Below are 17,486 nucleotides of genomic sequence, written 5' to 3' on the forward strand. Positions count from 1 at the left end.
CTATATCCCCCTGTACAGGTAAGCGTTTTCTCTTAGTATAAAAGAAAGCGGGCTCAGCCCGCTATGTAGATTCCTATAAAAATATGGCGGGAAACCCGTGTTTATTTTGGCTGTTTATCCATAAGCATGACGGCAAGATAAAGAATGAGCGCATCATTGAGCCTGGAAGGATTCAGCCCGGTCAGCTCTTCTATTTTTTTTATCCGGTAATGGAGCGTATTGATATGAATAGGCAAAGCTTCAGCTGTTTTTTTCAAAGAATGATTTTTCTCAAAAAGAACGGACAATGTTGTAAATAAATCACCCTCCGTTAATAGAGGGGAAATGGTGCGCTCAATATATTCCTCTTTTGTTTTCAGACTGATTTCATTCAACAGCATTTCAATGGTTAAATCTTCATCAAAAACAATCCGCGCATCATTGGGGCTATGCGACTGGAGGGCCCGTTCTGCTTGCAGATATGAGTCAGAGAGTCTGGAAGGGCGTACGGACTTTCCGGCTCCAATCAAAACATGTGTCCTGAATTCTTCTTCTAAAAATTGGTGAAAGGATCGTATTCTTCCTTTTGTATAGGCGGTGTCTCCTGAATGAAAAATCATCACGATCCGGTTGTTTCCCCATTGCACCAAAAGATCTTCGGGATGGCTGTTTTGCCAGGTTTGGATGACAGAGGATATGCCTTTGTAATAAAGACCTTCATCGGGAATAGCCGCTATGGCTGCCAATCGCTGGATGGTTAAGTCGATATTCAGAAGCCGGGCCCGGTTCGTGAAAGCAGAAGTCCATTCCTTCAGCTGAATCCAGTCGAATACAAAGGCTTCCCGGGTCCGGGCTTCCCAGTTTAACTGTTCTGTATAGTAGCTTTCGTTGACAAGAAGTTCGGTCATTTTCCGGATGACTTCTCCGAAGGGGGATATTTCTTCAGGTATCCCGGTGATGCCGATTACGCCGGCCACCTCTCCCTGAAAAAACACAGGGAGATTAATCCCGGCTTTTACACCGGCTAGAGTCTGTTCATCCTTTTTGGAAATGATGACCTTACGCTTTTCGACTGAAGCGATTTGCGCCCCTTCATGGAAGTCTCCTACCCGGCTGTCATCGGTGCTTGCGATAATCGTTCCTTCAGGAGTTACAACGATCACATCTTCCTCAATTACCTTTTTTACTTCTTCCACGATTTTAGCGGCAAGTGCAGGCAGCAGCATCGTATACACTCCTTCGATTCTGTTCTGCGCCCATTATACCAAAGACATCGCTTACGGAATCATCCACTGCAGGAAGTTGTGCTGAAGCCAAGTAATCAGTCCGACAATCAAGAGCAGAAAGAGACTGTGCTTAATGGTAAATCGGAACAGATGAGACTCTTTCCCTGCCAGCCCAACTGCCGCACATGCGACTGCAATGGATTGAGGGGAGATCATTTTACCGGTCACTCCCCCGGAAGAGTTGGCAGCAATCGCAAGAATCGGATCCATGCCGATGGAAGTGGCCGTTACCTTCTGAAGATTGCCAAACAGTAAATTGGCAGACGTATCCGAACCGGTGATAAAGACACCAAGCCAGCCCAGGAAAGGGGAGAAGAATGGGAACAAATCTCCTGTGTGGGCAAGCGTCATGCCAAGGGTTGTGCTCATACCCGATGCATTGGTGATGTAGGCAAATCCAACAACCGATCCAATGGTTAAAATCGGCATCTTCAGCTCGCCAAAGGTCTCGCCAAACGTTTTCGCCCAGCTTTTCCAGGAAATGTTCACAACGAATTTCGTCACAATGGCTGCCAGTAAAATCGCGGTTCCTGCAGCACCCAGTACTTCAAGCTTATAAAAGGCGGGAATCGGATCACCCGAACCCCCAATGATTTTGTTGTGAAGAAGCGGGACCTCGGGACTAAAGGTCAGGAGGTGGCCGATCGAATTAATCGCTTTCAAAAATACGTTTTCTCCTTCGTAGTGACCTGTCAGCGCAAGCTTCACAGCAGGGATTCCCCATAGTGAAATGAAAAGAGTCAGGATCAAAAACGGCGACCATGCTTTTAATACTTGTCCCCTTGTATAGCCTGCAGGCGGATCATTGATTTTCAATGCTTCCGAAGCGGCCGCAGTTTCTGCTTCTGATTTGAACCTATAAATCGTTTTCGGTTTCCAGAATTTCAGGAACACCGTTAACGCAATAAGAGAAACGAGAGCAGATAGAATATCAGGCAGCTCAGGTCCGATGAAATTTGAACTTACATATTGAGTAAGTGCAAACGAAATCCCAGAGACGAGTATGGCCGGCATAATTTCAACGGCCCGTTTAAATCCTGCCATCACGATGACAAGGTAAAGAGGAATAAACACCGAAATGAACGGGAGCTGCCGCCCAACCATTTTGGAGATTTCCATAGCTGATTCACCCGTAGGTCCGGCTACCGCTATAATTGGAATTCCGATGGCCCCGAAAGCCACAGGGGCTGTATTCGCAATCAAGCAGATTCCGGCTGCATAAAGAGGATTGAAGCCCAGTCCGGCTAAAAGGGCAGCGGATATGGCAACCGGTGCACCAAATCCTGCAGCTCCTTCTAGGAATGCCCCGAATGAGAAGGCAATCAATAACGCTTGCAATCTGCGGTCCTCAGTAATGGAAAGTACCGAGTTTCGGATAATATCAAACTGTCCTGTTTTAACGGTCAGTTTATACAGGAAAACCGAGGTGATGATGATCCATCCAATGGGAAGGATCCCGTATACGGCGCCTTGGGTGGCCGACATTGCGACTGTTTGAACCGGCATTTTATATGCGAATATGGCAACCGCAAATGCCACAAGCAGCGTGGTAATTCCAGCCCAATGCCCTTTCATTCTTTTTATGGCAAGCGCCCAGAAAAAGTATAACGCCGGGATCAGCGCAATAATTGCTGAGAGTGCGAGATTATCTCCCACAGGAGTAAAGTCTTGGGTCCAATTCATGGTTTTTCCTCCTTAATTCACGGTTCTTTTTGTAAACGATTACATTGCGTTGCATCAGAAAAACTCTTATTAACAGTAAAGTATAATGAATGCCAAGAAGCCATTCTATGTGTGTACCTATAAAAAATAAGAGCCTTTCCTTGCTTTTTTTTGTAGATTTAACCAATTCATTACATGAAGGTGATAAGGTCATCTGATGACTGATTCTCTGGTAAGAGTATAAATGGTCGGCAATCGTTTAATCAACTGTTTTCTGAATTTTCTTTCGCTGCTTTATCAAAAGCTGTCTGCAGAGTATACTTGATACAGATGGAAGCCAGCAGAGGTGAAGGATACAGTGAATTACAAACAAATCAAACCCAAAAAAATATACGAAGAGGTCGCTGAAGCGATTCTTGAATCAATAAAAGAAGGGGCTATCAAGCCAGGAGAAAGGCTGAATTCCGTTCAGCAGCTCTCAGAAGATTTCAATGTCGGAAGATCGGCGATCCGCGAAGCGCTAAGCGCACTGAGAGCAATGGGAATGATCGAAATGAAGCAGGGTGAGGGAACGTATGTAAAGAAGTTCGATCCGAACGCAATTGGAGGCTCCCTCTTTTCCGCCGTTCTTATGGATCGGGAGGCGATAGCCCATCTCCTTGAAGTCCGAAAAATACTGGAAGCCGGCATCGCTGCCTCCGCAGCAAGGAACCGTACAGATGAAGATTTGAACAAGCTTAAAGAAATTCTTCTCGAGATGAAAGGCACAATCGGAAACGAAGAGCTTGGAGAAAAGTCCGATTTTGATTTTCATATGGCCATTGCCCAGTCTTCCCGCAATCCGATGCTGATGGGTCTGATGAACAATGTTTCTGAAATGATGCTCAATACAATGCGGGAAACGCGAAGAATCTGGCTTTATTCGAAACAGACAACATCAAAGCGCCTGTACCAGGAGCATGTGAAGATTTTTGAAGCCATTTCGGATAAAGACGAAGCACTGGCACAGGATTTAATGATGAGCCATCTGGTGAAGGTGGAAGAGGTTTTGATGAAATATTTAAAGAGGTAGGAATGGGAAGCAGACGACAGTTTGCTTTCTTTTTTTTGACAGGATGATTTAAACCGATCTAATTTTATTAAAACGGTTAATGGTAATATTTAATTATAAAATTAAATTATTTAATAAATAATCTTTATTTTATAAAATTTTTTAAGTTTATATTTGATATAATTAAAAAAATAGTATAATATGGTTAATATCAGAAAGGAGCAAAATATGGCATATCCTTTACTCACAAATTGCCCGGTATGCAGCGAATCATTAAAAATTACAAAGCTGCATTGCGGACATTGTCAGACAACTATAGAAAATGAATTTGAAGCTTCAAAACTGTCTTCTTTAGGTCAGGAACAACTGCATTTTATTGAAACTTTCCTTAAATGCCGCGGGAATATAAAAGAAGTGGAGAAGGAATTAGGCATTTCCTATCCAACGGTCAGGGGTAAATTAGATGATATCATTTCCATCCTGGGATATAACACACAAAAGAAACCGGGAGTCGATAAGAAAAAGATTGTAGGTCTTTTAGAAAAGGGAGAAATTACAGCGGAAGAAGCGATCCGTTTATTAAAAGAGGGGGAAACGGAATGAAGGACGAAATTTCAAGAGTATTAACGCTGGTGGAAGAAGGAAAGATTGATAAAGAAAAAGCGAGTGAATTAATTAATATCCTCCAAGTGGAAGACCAATCAGAACGGTTTTCATTAAAGAAAGAAGGATCATATGGCAATAAAATATTAAAGATTCGGGTTACCTCTGAAGAAGGTGATAATGTAAACGTGAATTTACCAATTAATCTGGTAAAGGCTGTCTTGAAAGTAGGTACAAGTATTGCTGAAAAAATCCCCGATGCAGAAAAATATGTAAAAGATATTAATGTTGATCTGCTCATCGAAGCAATCGAAAACGAATTGGACGGACAAATTGTTGATATCACCTCGGCTAACGGTGATAAAGTATTCGTAGTGATTGAGTAAACTATGTTGATAGTCAAGGTAAAAGTAAAGGATAAGCGATTCTCCATTCCCGTTCCTTATGCGGTTTTACATTTGGTTAGTATGATTATTACTTCAAAGAGAGTGACCCGCTTGATTAATAGGGCAATTGAAAAGGATGGCAATAAATTCAGTTTTCCGGAAATGGAAAGGAAAGATTTAAAACCATTGCTGAAGGGACTTTCAATGCATAAAGGCCTAGTGCTCGTGGAAACTAAATTAAAAGACGGTACCGAAGTAAAGGTAAAACTGTGAAGCATTATTCGAATAGGGATAATGCTTTTTAATATGGCAGCGTTATGTTTGGATTGGATGGAAGGCAATTTACCCTGGCTGGAAAAAAAGTTTTACTTGCATTAATAAGAAGGCTCCTTTACAGCCTAATCTGCAAAACGAGTCATCAATATTTGTCTGATTTCCCCTTGAGGAACCGTAAAATTTGATCTATAATAGGGGAAATTAAGTGAAGTCATCAGATGACCTGTTGACTTATTTTCGGAAGGGGTAGTGAAACATGAGAGTTTCATTGTTTGCCACCTGCCTGGTGGATATGTTTCAAACTGAAGCTGGGAAGGCAACAGTTGAACTGCTCGAACGGCTCGGCTGTGAGGTTGATTTTCCAGAGAAACAGGTATGCTGCGGCCAGCCCGCCTATAACAGCGGGTATGTAAAAGAGGCGAAGGAAGCGATGAAGAATATGATCCGCGCGTTCGAGCAAGCGGAATACGTAGTGTCCCCATCCGGTTCCTGCGTCGCGATGTTCAAGGAATATCCTCACCTTTTCGAAAAAGATCGAAAATGGTCGGAAAAATCGAAAGCGCTTGCAGAAAAGACTTTTGAGCTGACGGATTTTATCGTCAATGTGCTAAAAGTTGAAGACGTCGGCGCGCGCTTTGATGGGAAAGCCACTTACCATACGTCCTGCCACATGACGAGGCTGCTTAAAGTAACGGAGGCACCTTTTAAACTATTAAAGAACGTAAAAGGACTTGAACTTTTGCCCCTTCCAAACGCGAAGAACTGCTGCGGCTTCGGGGGAACGTTTTCTGTGAAAATGGGGGCGATTTCGGAACAAATGGTGGATGAAAAGGTAGAGTGTATTGAACGGACGGAAGCAGACTATCTGATTGGCGGGGACTGCGGGTGTCTGATGAATATCGGCGGGAGAATCGACCGTAAAGGAAGACCGGTAAAGGTGCTGCATATCGCGGAAATTTTAAATCATCAATGAAGGGAGAGAACGGCCATGCCAATGAGGATCGGAACAGAGAACTTTAATGAACGGGTAGGCAAAGGAATTGGGGATTCCTTTATGCGGCTTGCTGTATCGGGTGCTCAGGAAAGACTGCAGGGACGGAAAAATGAAGCAGCGGAAGAGCTGGGCAGCTGGGAGGAATGGCGTTCGCACGGAGAAGAAATCCGCCAGCATACGCTTGAGAACCTTGATTTTTATTTGGAGATGATGAGTGAAAATGTAGTGAAACGCGGCGGTCATGTATTTTTTGCTGAAACAGCAGAGGAAGCCAATGAGTACATTGCTTCGGTTGCGATAGAAAAGAAAGCAAAGAAGATTGTGAAGTCAAAATCCATGGTCACAGAAGAAATCAATATGAACGCATACCTTGAAGGGATTGGCTGTGAGGTCATTGAAACGGATCTTGGCGAGTATATTCTGCAGGTGGATGACCATGACCCTCCCTCTCACATTGTAGCGCCGGCTTTACATAAAAATAAGGAGCAAATCCGTGACGTTTTCAAAGAAAAGCTTGGCTACACGAAAACAGAAAAACCGGAGGAGCTTACCCTTCATGCACGGGAGATGCTAAGGAAGGAATTTTTAGCGGCAGACCTTGGGATTACCGGCTGCAACTTTGCGATAGCCGAATCCGGATCGGTCAGCCTCGTGACGAATGAGGGGAATGCAAGGCTCGCTACAGCTCTCCCGAAAACGCAAATAACGGTCATGGGGATGGAGCGGATTGTCCCGACCTTCGAGGAGTTTGAAGTGCTTGTCAGCCTGCTGACAAGGAGCGCGGTCGGTCAAAAGCTGACCAGCTATGTCACTGCGCTGACCGGACCTAAACAGGATGGGGATGCAGATGGACCGGAGGATTTTCATCTCGTCATTGTGGATAACGGAAGGTCCAAAATTCTCGGCACTGAATTTCAATCGGTTCTGCAGTGCATCCGCTGTGCAGCGTGCATAAACGTCTGTCCGGTGTACCGCCATGTAGGCGGCCATTCCTACGGATCAATTTATTCAGGTCCGATTGGTGCGGTTCTGACTCCGTTGCTTGGGGGCTATGACGAATACAAAGAATTGCCTTATGCATCTACACTGTGTGCCGCCTGTACCGACGCATGTCCGGTGAAGATCCCGCTGCATGAGCTTTTGCATAAGCATCGGCAGGCCATTGTAGAACGGGAAGGAAAAGCGCCGATTTCTGAGAAAATGGCGATGAAGGCGTTTGGTTTAGGTGCTGCATCATCTGCCCTCTACGGCTTGGGCGGTAAAGCAGCTCCAGCTGCCATGGGTCCCTTCACTGCCGGTGGAAAAATCTCAAAGGGACCGGGACCTCTCAAAGCATGGACAGAAATCAGGGAATTCCCTGTTCCTAAAAAAGAACGTCTGCGCGACTGGATGAAAAGCCGCCTGAAAAGGGAGGATGACTAAGATGGCAGGTACCATAAAAAACAAAGAATCCTTTTTAAATAACATTGCCCAAAATCTGGGCCGGCCAAGGCGGTCCAAAGGAGTATTGCGGCCTGAGTGGAAGCATCGCCCGCAGGATGGTGTCCTGCAAGGATTGAATCAGGATGAATTGCTGGAGGTTTTAAAGGAGCAGTGCATTCGAATTCATACAACCTACAGGGAAACAAACTCCTTAGGTCTTTATGAAACCCTTAAAGATACAGTCATGGAATATGGAGGGGGACCGGTTATTACGTGGGATGACCCCAGATTTCGGGAATTTGGCCTGTCGTCGCTTATTAATGATGACTTGCCAAGGGAAGATGTGAAAACGCATATTTGGGATACTAAACTCGGGGATGAGAACATCAAGAAGGCGGAAGAGGCAAACGTCGGCATCACCTTCAGCGACCAAACCCTCGCCGAATCGGGGACTGTTGTCCTCTTCAGCGGAAGCGGGAAAGGGCGGTCTGTATCTTTGCTGCCGGCCACCTATATTGCCATCATTCCGAAGAGTACGCTTGTGCCGCGGATTACTCAGACGGCTCAGAAGATTCACATGCAAATTCAGGCAGGCGAAGAGGTCGCTTCCTGTGTTAACTTCATCTCGGGACCCAGCAACTCAGCGGATATTGAAATGAACCTGGTTGTTGGAGTGCATGGCCCAATTAAGGCTACTTATATTGTGGTCGGGGACCGTTGATTGGTCTAGGGTGCGGCTTGCATATGAAAGTGGGATTTTGACGAAATTTATCGAGAGGTCGCTATTCGACAGGCGAGGGTTGATATTCGGCATTGAGGGTTTAATAAATTAATAAAATAGGGAGATGCCGCGCATCCCCCTTTTACCACTCCTCATAATCCCTTGGAGCATAATAATGGATGAATCCCTGCTTTTCAGCAAGCTGTTCACTTTTTTTCTTCTCTTTTTCAGAAACGGTAAAGATCTTAACCCCATACTCCCCGGATAAGCGGCGGGTCTTTTCCATCCATTCTCTTGACCAGTCATCGTTCATAATAAAGGAATATTGAAAATCCTCCCACATAAACCCGTCAATATATGGGGCCGTTTTTTGTGCGGTTTCCATCCCCCAATTCTGGATGACAGATAGCTGCCTTCTTTCCAGTACTTTAAGCAGAAGGATCAGACTCTCCTGCTGCTGCTTCATCTCTTTTGGATCCTCTGAGAAAAAATCGTCAATGTCTCCTATTGTATCTAAAAAGACTCCGTCCAGCTGCTTATCCTCGATTTGCTGATTAATTTCTTTTAGAAGTGTTTCCCGGTAATGGGGTGATGTCATATCCATTAAGTAAGCATCCCATTCTTTAAGGTAAACCCGTTCTCCATCTCTTTGATGGAAATCCTGTTTCTCAAATTGCTTGAATAGTTTTTCGTTCCATCGATCCGCTTCCATTGAATTTATATATCCGTAAACAAGAGTCCCATTTCGTTTTATTTGTTGTATCTGCTTCTTAGAATAGTAGGTTGGTTCAATAATGACGAGGGGATAGCCGGATAATTTATTAACGGCATCCTTTGCTGGTTCGCCGTAATAGATTTTGTATTGCAGAACTCCATCAAGTGGATTTTTCTGCTTGTTTAAAATATTGAGCAAATAACCCAGTAAAAAAAAGAGAAGGATCGAGAAGCAGAGTAATAGCAAGGTGGATTTTTTTCTCATAGCAATCATCCTTTTTTCTTTTCTGAAAGCTCTGCTAAACTTGGCTGTTGATTTCCGCGGAAGGCGTCTCACGCCTTCCGCTCCGATCAACAGGTGTTAAAAATCAACCTTATGCTTTAACATAGCCTTTCTAAATTTAACTTATCATAAATGTGTATAAAATCTGCTATTAAGTATGCTCAAAGAAGCATGTCTGCAGAATCAGTAACAAAACAGACAAAAAACATCTAAGTAACCCCATTGGCAAATAATCACATTCGGTATAAAATAAAAATGTGAAATATTTCACAAATTTTCTGTTTTCTGAAAGGGTGAGGCGATATGGCAGGCGAAACAGCAAACCGGGTTGTATTAGTTGGGACGGGATCTGTAGGATCAAGCTATGCTTTTGCACTTATGAATCAAGGGATTGCAGATGAATTGATTATGATTGATATGAATGAAGAAAAAGCAATGGGCGACGTCATGGATCTAAATCATGGAAAGGTGTTTGCACCGTATCCGACACAAGTGAAACTTGGCAGCTATGAGGATTGCAGAGACGCAGACCTGGTGGTCATTTGCGCAGGGGCGAATCAGAAGCCGGGAGAAACGCGCCTTGATTTAGTAGAGAAGAATTTAAAGATTTTTAAAAGTATCACAGATGAAGTGATGGCATCCGGTTTTGACGGGATTTTTCTAGTGGCTACGAATCCTGTGGATATCTTAACGTATGCAACGTGGAAATTCAGCGGCCTGCCGAAGGAGCGGGTGATTGGTTCCGGAACGATATTGGATACAGCCCGGTTTCGCTTTGAGCTTGGAGAATACTTCGAAATCGCTCCACATAATGTTCACGCCTATATCATCGGAGAGCATGGAGACAGTGAACTCCCGGTATACAGCGCAGCAGACGCTGGCGGAGTGCCAGTGTTAAAAAGAATTGAGCGGGATGCAGCTTATAAAAAAGAAGATTTAGATGAAATATTTGTTCGCGTAAGAGACGCGGCATACGAAATCATAAAGAGAAAAGGGGCAACGTACTATGGCATCGCGATGGGGCTGGTGCGGATAACGAAGGCGATTCTTCATAATGAAAACAGTGTCCTGACCGTTTCTGCACTTCTCGAAGGGGAGTACAAAGAAGACCAAATTTATATAGGTGTCCCTGCTGTGATTAACCGCGGCGGAATCAGAGAAGTGATTGAACTTGATTTGAATGAGGAGGAAAAACAGCGATTCGGTCATAGTGCAGAGGTGCTGAGGAATACATTGAAAGCTTATTTTGATTAAGTAAAAAGGGATAAACAGAATTCATAATGCTGGAATAGATAAATTTATAGTTAGTAAATAAAAAACGCTTGATTCAATGTTCAAGCGTTTTTCGTATGAGTAACGGTGCGATTTGGGCAATTTCCTTGATGACAGTACTCACTTTTTCCTTACTTAGGAACTCCCATCTTCTCAAATGGAGAGAATCGAAACTTTGCTTCCCCGACAACCGCTTTTTGAGAAATACTGCCGAAGACCCGGCTGTCCATGCTGTCGCGGCGGTTGTCTCCCATGACATAAAGAGAGCCGGCCGGCACCTGGATGTTCAGGTTTTCAGTCAGATTTTCGCGGGGGACAAGAACGCTTTTATTTTCCTTCAAGTATGGTTCTTCATATATTTTACCGTTAATGGTTAAGACATCATTTTTAATTTTGATCCTGTCACCGGGAAGTCCGATGACTCTTTTGATGTAATTGTCTTTTGAGATTGGCGAGTGAAAGACAATCATATCAAAACGTTCAATTTTGCTGATTTTGGATACGATGATCTGGTTATTTGTTTCAAAGGTCGGCATCATCGATTTTCCCTCTACCATGACAGGGGTGAAAATAAAGTGCCGGCAAATAAGGGCAATGACGACAGCCGCCAGAATGCTTCCTAACCAGGACCAGACCTCTTTTTTACTGCGTTCCTTCATACAAGCGCCTCCTTTACTTGCTTCGGTAAAAGGCAAAAACGTGAAATTCTTTTAATGGGTGTTTAGCTTATTTTACACGTTTTTTTCCGGGAAAGATATTATCTATTCCACCTTTTTACAACTTTATGAAGGATTGGCGTGGGATAAGGAGGTTCCTGGACGAGAGGCATGATACCACTGGAAGCAAAAAACAAAGATTATAAGAATATCAATTACGTCCCCTCCATAATACATCAGCATCCCAGCTGTTTCGGCTTGTTTATCCGGTACACCTGCCGGCGGATGTGCATAGATGAACTTGGACAGGATTCCATGCCCTGCAAATGCAAGGATTAAAACGGCGGCTCTGAATTTAAAGCTGTATCGTTTCGAGACAGGGTCTAAGTATAGGAAGGCGATAGTAAATAGATAGCCTGCAAGAAAGATATGTACATGTACAAGAACATAAATCCAGTTTTGCTCATGCATTAATCCGTATAAGCCTGTCGAATAAAGGACCCATAATCCGCCAATGTTTAAAATGGATGCTGCTAAAGGATGAACAGCAATCTTGAGCGGCTTGCTTTTTAAAAGCTTTGAAAGCTTGCGGCCTTTCTGAACGCTCAGCGACCGAAAGGCAAGTGTTAATGGAGCGGCAAGTGCGAGCAAGAAAGGGGCCAGCATTCCAAGAAAAAGATGGCTGAGCATGTGGGCTTTGAAATCGTTATGAGACCTTTCTGCCAAAGGGCCGATTACGGAGATTAGTGATAAAGAAATTCCCAATGTCCAAAGCACGATTCGATAGAGCGGCCATTTTTTTTTAGATTTAAAAGCGGCTAACAGATACAGAAACAAGGCCAGCAAAAAGGGCAGAGCGAGGATCAGCTGTGCCCAATTGAAGACGGGAGCTGATTCATGATGGCTATGCATCACCCTTTTTCCTCTGCCTGGGTTTTAATGAGTAAAATAATACCCGCTGCAAGCATCGTTGCGGCTGTTAAGTTCCAAACAAGATCATATGGAAGGATATCGACGCCATACCGGATTTGGTGAAGGCCCATCAGCTTATGCTGAACCGTCCCGTCATACAGCTGAAAAGCTCCTGCTCCTGTCAATATTCCTCCAATCCATCTCTTTCCATAAAACGTTTTTTTCCTGCGAAGGTCTGCAAACATGAAAAGAGAAGCAATGGTTGCGAACCAGCTGAAGGAGTGGAAAATTCCATCTGAAACAAGTCCAATATCCGTGGTCGATTTATCGTAAAAATGATGCCAGTGCAGCAATTGATGAAAAACGGTTTCATCGAAAAATGCAACTAAGCCAAGTCCGAAAAGGATCCCTGACAATGCGTTAAGTGCCTGTCTTTTTTCCATAATTTAAACCCCCTTACTTCATATAACTTAATAGTTTTGTATAACCTGTCCTTATTATCAATAAACTGGGTCTTTTGGTAAAGGTGTCCTTTCGGGGAGTTTTAATTTGTGTAAGTTTAGTACATACATAAACCGACTATAATTTTTCACAGGGTAATAGACCGGGTATGATAAAAGCAAACGGATCTTTATTTAAGGGAGGATGGTTAGATGGAAGAAAACATTAACCGCGTATTTCCTTCAGCCTGGTATGCGGTCGCCTTTTCATCAGAATTAAAGAAGGATCCCATACGGAAAAAAGTGACTGGCCGGGAGATCGTGCTGTATCGTGATGATAAGGGAGAAGCAAATGCCCTGCATGCCTTCTGTCCGCATAGGGGAGCCGATTTATCATTGGGCTGCGTGAAGGATGGCAAGCTCATGTGTGCTTATCATGGGTGGAAGTTTGAATCGGATGGAACATGTAACGAAATTCCGTCCCAGCCAACCAAGGCGATCCCAAAATTCGCTCATACAGCTGCTTTCCCGGTAACAGAAGAGGCAGGACTCATATGGGTATATCCTGATCATTTAGAAAAGCACGTACCGGAAATTCAGGTAATACCGGATGTGAAGGATAAGAGATACCGTCTGTCCCCTTACCAGGCTCATTGGAATGCCCACCTGACAAGGACGGTAGAAAGTGTGCTGGATGTCGCTCATCTTTCCTTTGTGCATAAAAAAACAATAGGAAAGAAAACAAGCACCGTCTTTCATGATCTTCCCTATACACATGAACGAGATAACATTACGATTCAAAATGGAGGCGGACTCCTTGAATACCGGTTTCCCCAGCAATGGCTTTTGAGGCCGGCAAAGGAAGGAAAGAGTTCCTTCATTAACTATGTTACCTTCACTCCTGTGGATGAGGAAGAAACGTTGATCTTCGGTTATGCGGGAAGAACTTTTGCTAAAAATATTCCTTTCATGGACAGAGTTTTTTCAAAGTACAGCCTTAAAGTATTGGATGAAGATAAATCGATTGTAGAGAGCCAGCATCCAAGGCCGATTCCTGAAGCTCTCAGGATGGAAGCTCACGTTTTTGCAGACGGTCCCCAGATCGCTTTCAGAAAACGGTGGTTTGAGTTTCTCTCGGAAGATGAAAGGAAAATCAGGCTTGATGAGGGTGTAAGGGTTTACTAAAATCTCTTGCACATTAAGGGAAATTCAGTATTCTTGTTAGTAATAACCAGTAAGGGAGTTTTCGTTATTTTTAAGAAACTATTTAGCAGAAAAGATTGCTCTCACCCCTCATACAAGATGGAGGCAGATTTCAGTGCGGATCCGATTTGGTGCAGCAAATGCGAAGAAAACCTGGATATCGACAATTTTCCACTGTCAGAAGAACTGAAAGAAGAACTGGCTGAATGGATAGGAGACTACGGTGAGTGGATTGATATGGAAAAAGATACATTGATGCCTGGCGGATTAGAGCTTGAGGGAAAACACGATGAAAGAGGCCTAGAGCTTTTCAATAAGGTAAAAGCTTCTCTTGGTGAAGGATTTCCGATTGTTTTTGTACCTTCTCCTTTAGGTCAATGGTATAAAAAGTAAGGATATTTCGAGTTTGGTGCAGGCTGCATGCTTGCACCTTTGTCTATTTAGCTGTCTTTTAGTATCAATACCGGCGGTTACCTCCCTATACGCAGTAGGAGCCTGCAGTACGTTGGGGGGGGTCCGTTCTTTTGTATAAACGCCTCCTATTCTTCATGAAATGGGTTAAATATATTTATTTTAAAATGGAAAAGAGTATTGTGTATAAAGTGGATAATAATTATCCACATAAAGTTTAACTGAATAGAAATTGAGGTGAGTCCTTTGCAAATGAAAACCGGAGTGGAACAGGCCGTCTACGCAATTCTAATGCTGACTTTTTTACCTGGAAAGGCGGTATTGCCTGGAGAAGTAATCAGCGGCCAACTAGGCGGCTCGCCGACCTATTTTCAAAAGCTGCTCAGAAAGCTGGTCAGTGCAGACTTGATTGCCTCTGTTCCCGGGAAGAAGGGCGGCTTCCGTTTAAAAAGAAAGCCGGAGGATATTCCAATCTACGATGTGTACTTGGCGATTGAAGGAAAGCAGTCCCTTTATTCATCAACCGGAATCTTTCATGACATGCTGAACATAAAGAAACTGATCAATTAGAAACTTAGTGAAATTCCACTTGATGGAGTCTCCGTATAAGTATTCCGGGTGCCGGTCATTAATTAGAGGAATTAAAACTTTAGCTACAGGGTGAAAATGGTTAAAGCCTTCAAACGGCAAGATAGATATTAAATAATCGAAAAGCGGGTGAGCCCCATCATCCGGGACTTTCACTTTTTAAAACATCGGAAACGATACACCATAGCGAAGGATGCAGAATGTTTGAATCCGGTCATTATCATCCGGTTCCTGGTCAGCAAACTGATTGGATGGGAAGCCTAAAATGACAAAGTCCTTTGCCTTGTAGCGATCATAAAGACGCTGATGGTCCTCGTACTGGAATGTAAAGCCGGATTGACTGGCTGTAAAACCGCGGTTCATCCCAGCCAGCTTGAAGTGGGGGTCTTCTCGCTGTGCAGATAAAATAAGACTGCACGGCGATTCCATGCAGTCATCAGTAAATGCTATTCCTCAGGCACAGCATTTTCATCCATATAAAATACTTCCCAAAGATGATCGTTCACGTCCTGGAAACTCCACCCGTACATAAATCCATGATCAATCGGTTCGTTTGAAGACTTTCCACCGGCATCGAGAGCTTTGTTTACAATTTCGTCAACATGCGCACGGCTTTCTGCAGCAAGGGCAACAATCACCTCGGTACTTTTTGCAGAATCAGAGATCTCTTTTTTCGTAAAAGTCTTAAAGTAATCTTCTACAAGCAGCATCGCATACGTATGTTCATTGATAATCATGCAAGTGGCGTTTTTGTCGGTAAAATGTGGATTAAATTCGAATCCAAGCTTTGTAAAGAAATCAACGGTTCGATCCAAGTCTTTTACAGGTAAATTAATAAATACCTTGCTGATGTTTGCACTCATTCAAAATCCCTCCGAATAGGTTTATTTGCCATAAGTCCATTTTAATATTCGGCTTACAAGCCCCATATCCTGCTTAATAAAGAGAGATGCCATCAATTCGTAGAGAAGGGGTGCAGGTCATCGGGCGCTGTTCTTCAGCAAGATGGATTGGACACTTTCTATGAAATATCGGACCCTCCAGCTGTTATCGGAAATTCCAAATATCCGACACAGAAATCAACTGTTTGTCCTTCTGCTGGAATCCAGGTATAACGCATCAGCTGATTCTTCCATCCCCTATGCTATAATGAAAAAACAATAGAATAGGGGACTCAAGGGTGGACGGTACACTCCCGGCGAAAGGGGGTGGTGCCTATAACGGTTTTTCAAGCGCTGATGTTTGCTATTTCGTTTGCGAATCTTGTGATTGCCATTTTGGCGTTTAACCATAAAAAATAATCCACCCTTGAGTTGACGGCTCGGCGGGTGGATTATCTTCGTTTTGACCGATCCCCCTTGCAGGGAACCTTTCTATTGAGGGGCCGTCTGGTGTGCAATCACCAGGCGGTCTTGTTTAGGTTATTCTAAGTTACTCCCAGTATACATGTTTTTGGTCCAGTCTGTGAACTGATTTACTGAACCTTATTTTGCAATCCGGGTAAAATCCTCAGTTGAATTTACATTTATAAAGGTTACGCTGTTTTTATCCTGAATGACATAATCATTGATCTGCTTTCCCGTTTTATCATTACTGCTGTTTTGCAGGTATACAAAGTCTTTTCCAGTTCCGCTTAATACAGTGAGGGAATTGACCTTCAGTTCTTTGTTATAGGCATCCGTTGATTGGTATAAATCCCCAGGGTATTCTGCGATAAATTCTTTTGAAAAGGATTCGCTTTTATCTGTTTCAGTTGTGTAATAAATACCGGATACATTCATGGTGTTTCTAAAATCTATGCTAAGCTTTTCACCGCCGTATACGGTTTCGCTGTAGTCATATTCCCATGAACGGTTTCCGAATTCGACATACGGTTTACCAAGAAGAAGCTCAATTTTGTGTTTGGGATCTCCAATTTTGATTCCGCCAAGAGTCGCCTGTTTGGAACTTGCATCGTTATCCAGCAGCAAAACGACTTCCTCATTATTTTTGTAAAAAGGATTCACCGCTGCATCTTCTAAATAGCTCTCAAGCCATGTTAATTCCTTTACAACGGATGCTGGAACAGCTGCATATCCGCCATCCTTTTTAATTTCGACCGCTCTGTCTTTCAATCGGTCAAGTTTTTTCAAATCCAGTAATGCATTCTCTTCGAAATTGAAAATAATCGATTTTGAAATGGAACCCATCAGCCTCGCCTGGGAAACTTCATATATAACTCTTTCTTTCGCTTTTTTAGCAGGAGTTACATACATATCATTTAGGGTTTTACGTACTGCTGCACCGGGTACCTTGCCAATTGCAAGTTCTGTTGTTTTCAGCCTTTTTGTGAAGGCATCATAGTTTTCATCGATTGCATAAACATCACCTGCATTCGTTGTCGTAACAAACGCGGCTGTCTCCTTTTTTAATTTCTCTCCGGTTGCTGTAGCAGTTGACAGGGGAGATGCTGCTGCTTCTGCTTGGAATGAAATAGATGCAGAAAGCGCGATTGTTGCCATGAAGCCAAACATCATTTTAGTTTTCACTTTTTTTCCTCCTAAATTATGTACTATTATAGGTGTGCGGGTGTCTGGATCTGGTTTATTTGTAACATTCTTGTAACAAAATTAATACTTTTGTAATTT

General features: G+C 43.3%; 18 protein-coding genes and 2 pseudogenes. 11 read left to right on the forward strand and 9 right to left on the reverse strand.

Annotated elements, in window-relative coordinates; all coding sequences use genetic code 11:
- Positions 1-101: 101 nt before the first annotated feature.
- Together J9317_RS05040 and J9317_RS05045 are read right to left on the reverse strand one after the other, a co-directional pair.
- A complete protein-coding gene (locus tag J9317_RS05040; protein ID WP_211556757.1) occupies positions 102-1,205 on the reverse strand; it encodes a CdaR family transcriptional regulator in 1,104 nt (367 codons plus the stop codon).
- 51 nt (positions 1,206-1,256) lie between these two features.
- On the reverse strand, positions 1,257-2,948 hold the full coding sequence (locus J9317_RS05045) for an L-lactate permease (protein ID WP_211556758.1): 1,692 nt from the start codon (positions 2,946-2,948) through the stop codon (positions 1,257-1,259).
- A 337-nt stretch (positions 2,949-3,285) separates the two neighbouring features.
- On the opposite strand from J9317_RS05045, the gene J9317_RS05050 reads away from it, so the two are divergent.
- The 7 genes from J9317_RS05050 to J9317_RS05080 all read left to right on the forward strand — a co-directional run bounded on the left by J9317_RS05050 (position 3,286) and on the right by J9317_RS05080 (position 8,380).
- Complete coding sequence (locus tag J9317_RS05050) at positions 3,286-3,999, forward strand: FadR/GntR family transcriptional regulator (protein WP_211556759.1); 714 nt, start codon at positions 3,286-3,288, stop codon at positions 3,997-3,999.
- Between the two features lie 207 nt (positions 4,000-4,206).
- Positions 4,207-4,581, forward strand: coding sequence for a DUF2089 domain-containing protein (locus J9317_RS05055; RefSeq protein ID WP_211556760.1), 375 nt, complete (start codon positions 4,207-4,209; stop codon positions 4,579-4,581).
- Complete coding sequence (locus tag J9317_RS05060) at positions 4,578-4,967, forward strand: SHOCT-like domain-containing protein (protein WP_211556761.1); 390 nt, start codon at positions 4,578-4,580, stop codon at positions 4,965-4,967. Before J9317_RS05055 ends, J9317_RS05060 begins: the two co-directional genes overlap by 4 nt.
- A 3-nt stretch (positions 4,968-4,970) precedes the next feature.
- The gene (locus J9317_RS05065) at positions 4,971-5,240 is read left to right on the forward strand and encodes a hypothetical protein (protein WP_211556762.1); all 270 of its coding nucleotides are present in this window, start codon (positions 4,971-4,973) and stop codon (positions 5,238-5,240) included.
- Positions 5,241-5,499: 259 nt separating this feature from the next.
- On the forward strand, positions 5,500-6,216 hold the full coding sequence (locus J9317_RS05070; RefSeq protein WP_211556763.1) for a (Fe-S)-binding protein: 717 nt from the start codon (positions 5,500-5,502) through the stop codon (positions 6,214-6,216).
- 15 nt (positions 6,217-6,231) lie between these two features.
- On the forward strand, positions 6,232-7,659 hold the full coding sequence (locus tag J9317_RS05075) for a LutB/LldF family L-lactate oxidation iron-sulfur protein (RefSeq protein WP_211556764.1): 1,428 nt from the start codon (positions 6,232-6,234) through the stop codon (positions 7,657-7,659).
- Positions 7,652-8,380, forward strand: a complete 729-nt coding sequence (locus J9317_RS05080) for a LutC/YkgG family protein (protein WP_211556765.1) — start codon at positions 7,652-7,654, stop codon at positions 8,378-8,380. Before J9317_RS05075 ends, J9317_RS05080 begins: the two co-directional genes overlap by 8 nt.
- A 142-nt stretch (positions 8,381-8,522) precedes the next feature.
- Here J9317_RS05080 and J9317_RS05085 read toward each other — a convergent pair whose 3' ends face one another.
- On the reverse strand, positions 8,523-9,359 hold the full coding sequence (locus J9317_RS05085; protein WP_211556766.1) for a glycoside hydrolase family 191 protein: 837 nt from the start codon (positions 9,357-9,359) through the stop codon (positions 8,523-8,525).
- A gap of 321 nt (positions 9,360-9,680) precedes the next feature.
- Here J9317_RS05085 and J9317_RS05090 point away from each other — a divergent pair, with 321 nt between their 5' ends.
- A complete protein-coding gene (locus J9317_RS05090) occupies positions 9,681-10,631 on the forward strand; it encodes an L-lactate dehydrogenase (RefSeq protein ID WP_211556767.1) in 951 nt (316 codons plus the stop codon).
- Between the two features lie 149 nt (positions 10,632-10,780).
- Here the strand turns inward: J9317_RS05090 and lepB are convergent, their stop codons facing one another.
- The 3 genes from lepB to J9317_RS05105 all read right to left on the reverse strand — a co-directional run bounded on the left by lepB (position 10,781) and on the right by J9317_RS05105 (position 12,660).
- The gene (lepB, locus tag J9317_RS05095; RefSeq protein ID WP_211556768.1) at positions 10,781-11,308 is read right to left on the reverse strand and encodes a signal peptidase I; all 528 of its coding nucleotides are present in this window, start codon (positions 11,306-11,308) and stop codon (positions 10,781-10,783) included.
- Between the two features lie 123 nt (positions 11,309-11,431).
- Positions 11,432-12,217 (reverse strand): cytochrome c oxidase assembly protein, encoded by a 786-nt coding sequence (locus J9317_RS05100; RefSeq protein ID WP_211556769.1) that lies wholly within the window; start codon positions 12,215-12,217, stop codon positions 11,432-11,434.
- Positions 12,217-12,660: a DUF2243 domain-containing protein gene (locus J9317_RS05105; protein ID WP_211556770.1), complete on the reverse strand. Its 444-nt coding sequence runs from the start codon at positions 12,658-12,660 to the stop codon at positions 12,217-12,219. Before J9317_RS05105 ends, J9317_RS05100 begins: the two co-directional genes overlap by 1 nt.
- A 210-nt stretch (positions 12,661-12,870) precedes the next feature.
- On the opposite strand from J9317_RS05105, the gene J9317_RS05110 reads away from it, so the two are divergent.
- The 3 genes and pseudogenes from J9317_RS05110 to J9317_RS05120 form a co-directional block, all read left to right on the forward strand.
- On the forward strand, positions 12,871-13,842 hold the full coding sequence (locus tag J9317_RS05110; protein WP_211556771.1) for an aromatic ring-hydroxylating oxygenase subunit alpha: 972 nt from the start codon (positions 12,871-12,873) through the stop codon (positions 13,840-13,842).
- Positions 13,843-13,875: 33 nt separating this feature from the next.
- Positions 13,876-14,253, forward strand: coding sequence for a hypothetical protein (locus J9317_RS05115; protein WP_249292005.1), 378 nt, complete (start codon positions 13,876-13,878; stop codon positions 14,251-14,253).
- Between the two features lie 264 nt (positions 14,254-14,517).
- Positions 14,518-14,826 (forward strand): annotated as a pseudogene (locus J9317_RS05120) (RrF2 family transcriptional regulator); the annotation flags it as partial.
- Positions 14,827-14,829: 3 nt separating this feature from the next.
- Here the strand turns inward: J9317_RS05120 and J9317_RS05125 are convergent.
- From J9317_RS05125 to J9317_RS05135, 3 genes and pseudogenes are all read right to left on the reverse strand, one after another.
- Positions 14,830-15,207 (reverse strand): annotated as a pseudogene (locus J9317_RS05125) (glutathione peroxidase); the annotation flags it as partial.
- A 98-nt stretch (positions 15,208-15,305) separates the two neighbouring features.
- Entirely contained in the window at positions 15,306-15,722 is a 417-nt protein-coding gene (locus tag J9317_RS05130) for a VOC family protein (protein ID WP_211556773.1), read from the reverse strand.
- Positions 15,723-16,343: 621 nt separating this feature from the next.
- A complete protein-coding gene (locus J9317_RS05135; protein ID WP_211556774.1) occupies positions 16,344-17,387 on the reverse strand; it encodes a hypothetical protein in 1,044 nt (347 codons plus the stop codon).
- Between the last annotated feature and the right edge of the window lie 99 nt (positions 17,388-17,486).

Source organism: Metabacillus flavus (genome assembly GCF_018283675.1).
Lineage (GTDB): Bacteria > Bacillota > Bacilli > Bacillales > Bacillaceae > Metabacillus_B > Metabacillus_B flavus.

What these genes read in the sequence shown, in the direction of transcription:
- J9317_RS05080 (WP_211556765.1), top strand. Translation starts at nt 7,652, where the DNA reads ATGACTAAGATGGCAGGTACCATAAAAAACAAAGAATCCTTTTTAAAT.
- J9317_RS05070 (WP_211556763.1), top strand. Translation starts at nt 5,500, where the DNA reads ATGAGAGTTTCATTGTTTGCCACCTGCCTGGTGGATATGTTTCAAACT.
- J9317_RS05040 (WP_211556757.1), bottom strand. Translation starts at nt 1,205, where the DNA reads ATGCTGCTGCCTGCACTTGCCGCTAAAATCGTGGAAGAAGTAAAAAAG.
- J9317_RS05100 (WP_211556769.1), bottom strand. Translation starts at nt 12,217, where the DNA reads ATGCATAGCCATCATGAATCAGCTCCCGTCTTCAATTGGGCACAGCTG.
- J9317_RS05105 (WP_211556770.1), bottom strand. Translation starts at nt 12,660, where the DNA reads ATGGAAAAAAGACAGGCACTTAACGCATTGTCAGGGATCCTTTTCGGA.
- J9317_RS05055 (WP_211556760.1), top strand. Translation starts at nt 4,207, where the DNA reads ATGGCATATCCTTTACTCACAAATTGCCCGGTATGCAGCGAATCATTA.
- J9317_RS05060 (WP_211556761.1), top strand. Translation starts at nt 4,578, where the DNA reads ATGAAGGACGAAATTTCAAGAGTATTAACGCTGGTGGAAGAAGGAAAG.
- J9317_RS05110 (WP_211556771.1), top strand. Translation starts at nt 12,871, where the DNA reads ATGGAAGAAAACATTAACCGCGTATTTCCTTCAGCCTGGTATGCGGTC.
- J9317_RS05085 (WP_211556766.1), bottom strand. Translation starts at nt 9,359, where the DNA reads ATGAGAAAAAAATCCACCTTGCTATTACTCTGCTTCTCGATCCTTCTC.
- J9317_RS05090 (WP_211556767.1), top strand. Translation starts at nt 9,681, where the DNA reads ATGGCAGGCGAAACAGCAAACCGGGTTGTATTAGTTGGGACGGGATCT.
- J9317_RS05130 (WP_211556773.1), bottom strand. Translation starts at nt 15,722, where the DNA reads ATGAGTGCAAACATCAGCAAGGTATTTATTAATTTACCTGTAAAAGAC.
- lepB (WP_211556768.1), bottom strand. Translation starts at nt 11,308, where the DNA reads ATGAAGGAACGCAGTAAAAAAGAGGTCTGGTCCTGGTTAGGAAGCATT.
- J9317_RS05065 (WP_211556762.1), top strand. Translation starts at nt 4,971, where the DNA reads ATGTTGATAGTCAAGGTAAAAGTAAAGGATAAGCGATTCTCCATTCCC.
- J9317_RS05075 (WP_211556764.1), top strand. Translation starts at nt 6,232, where the DNA reads ATGCCAATGAGGATCGGAACAGAGAACTTTAATGAACGGGTAGGCAAA.
- J9317_RS05045 (WP_211556758.1), bottom strand. Translation starts at nt 2,948, where the DNA reads ATGAATTGGACCCAAGACTTTACTCCTGTGGGAGATAATCTCGCACTC.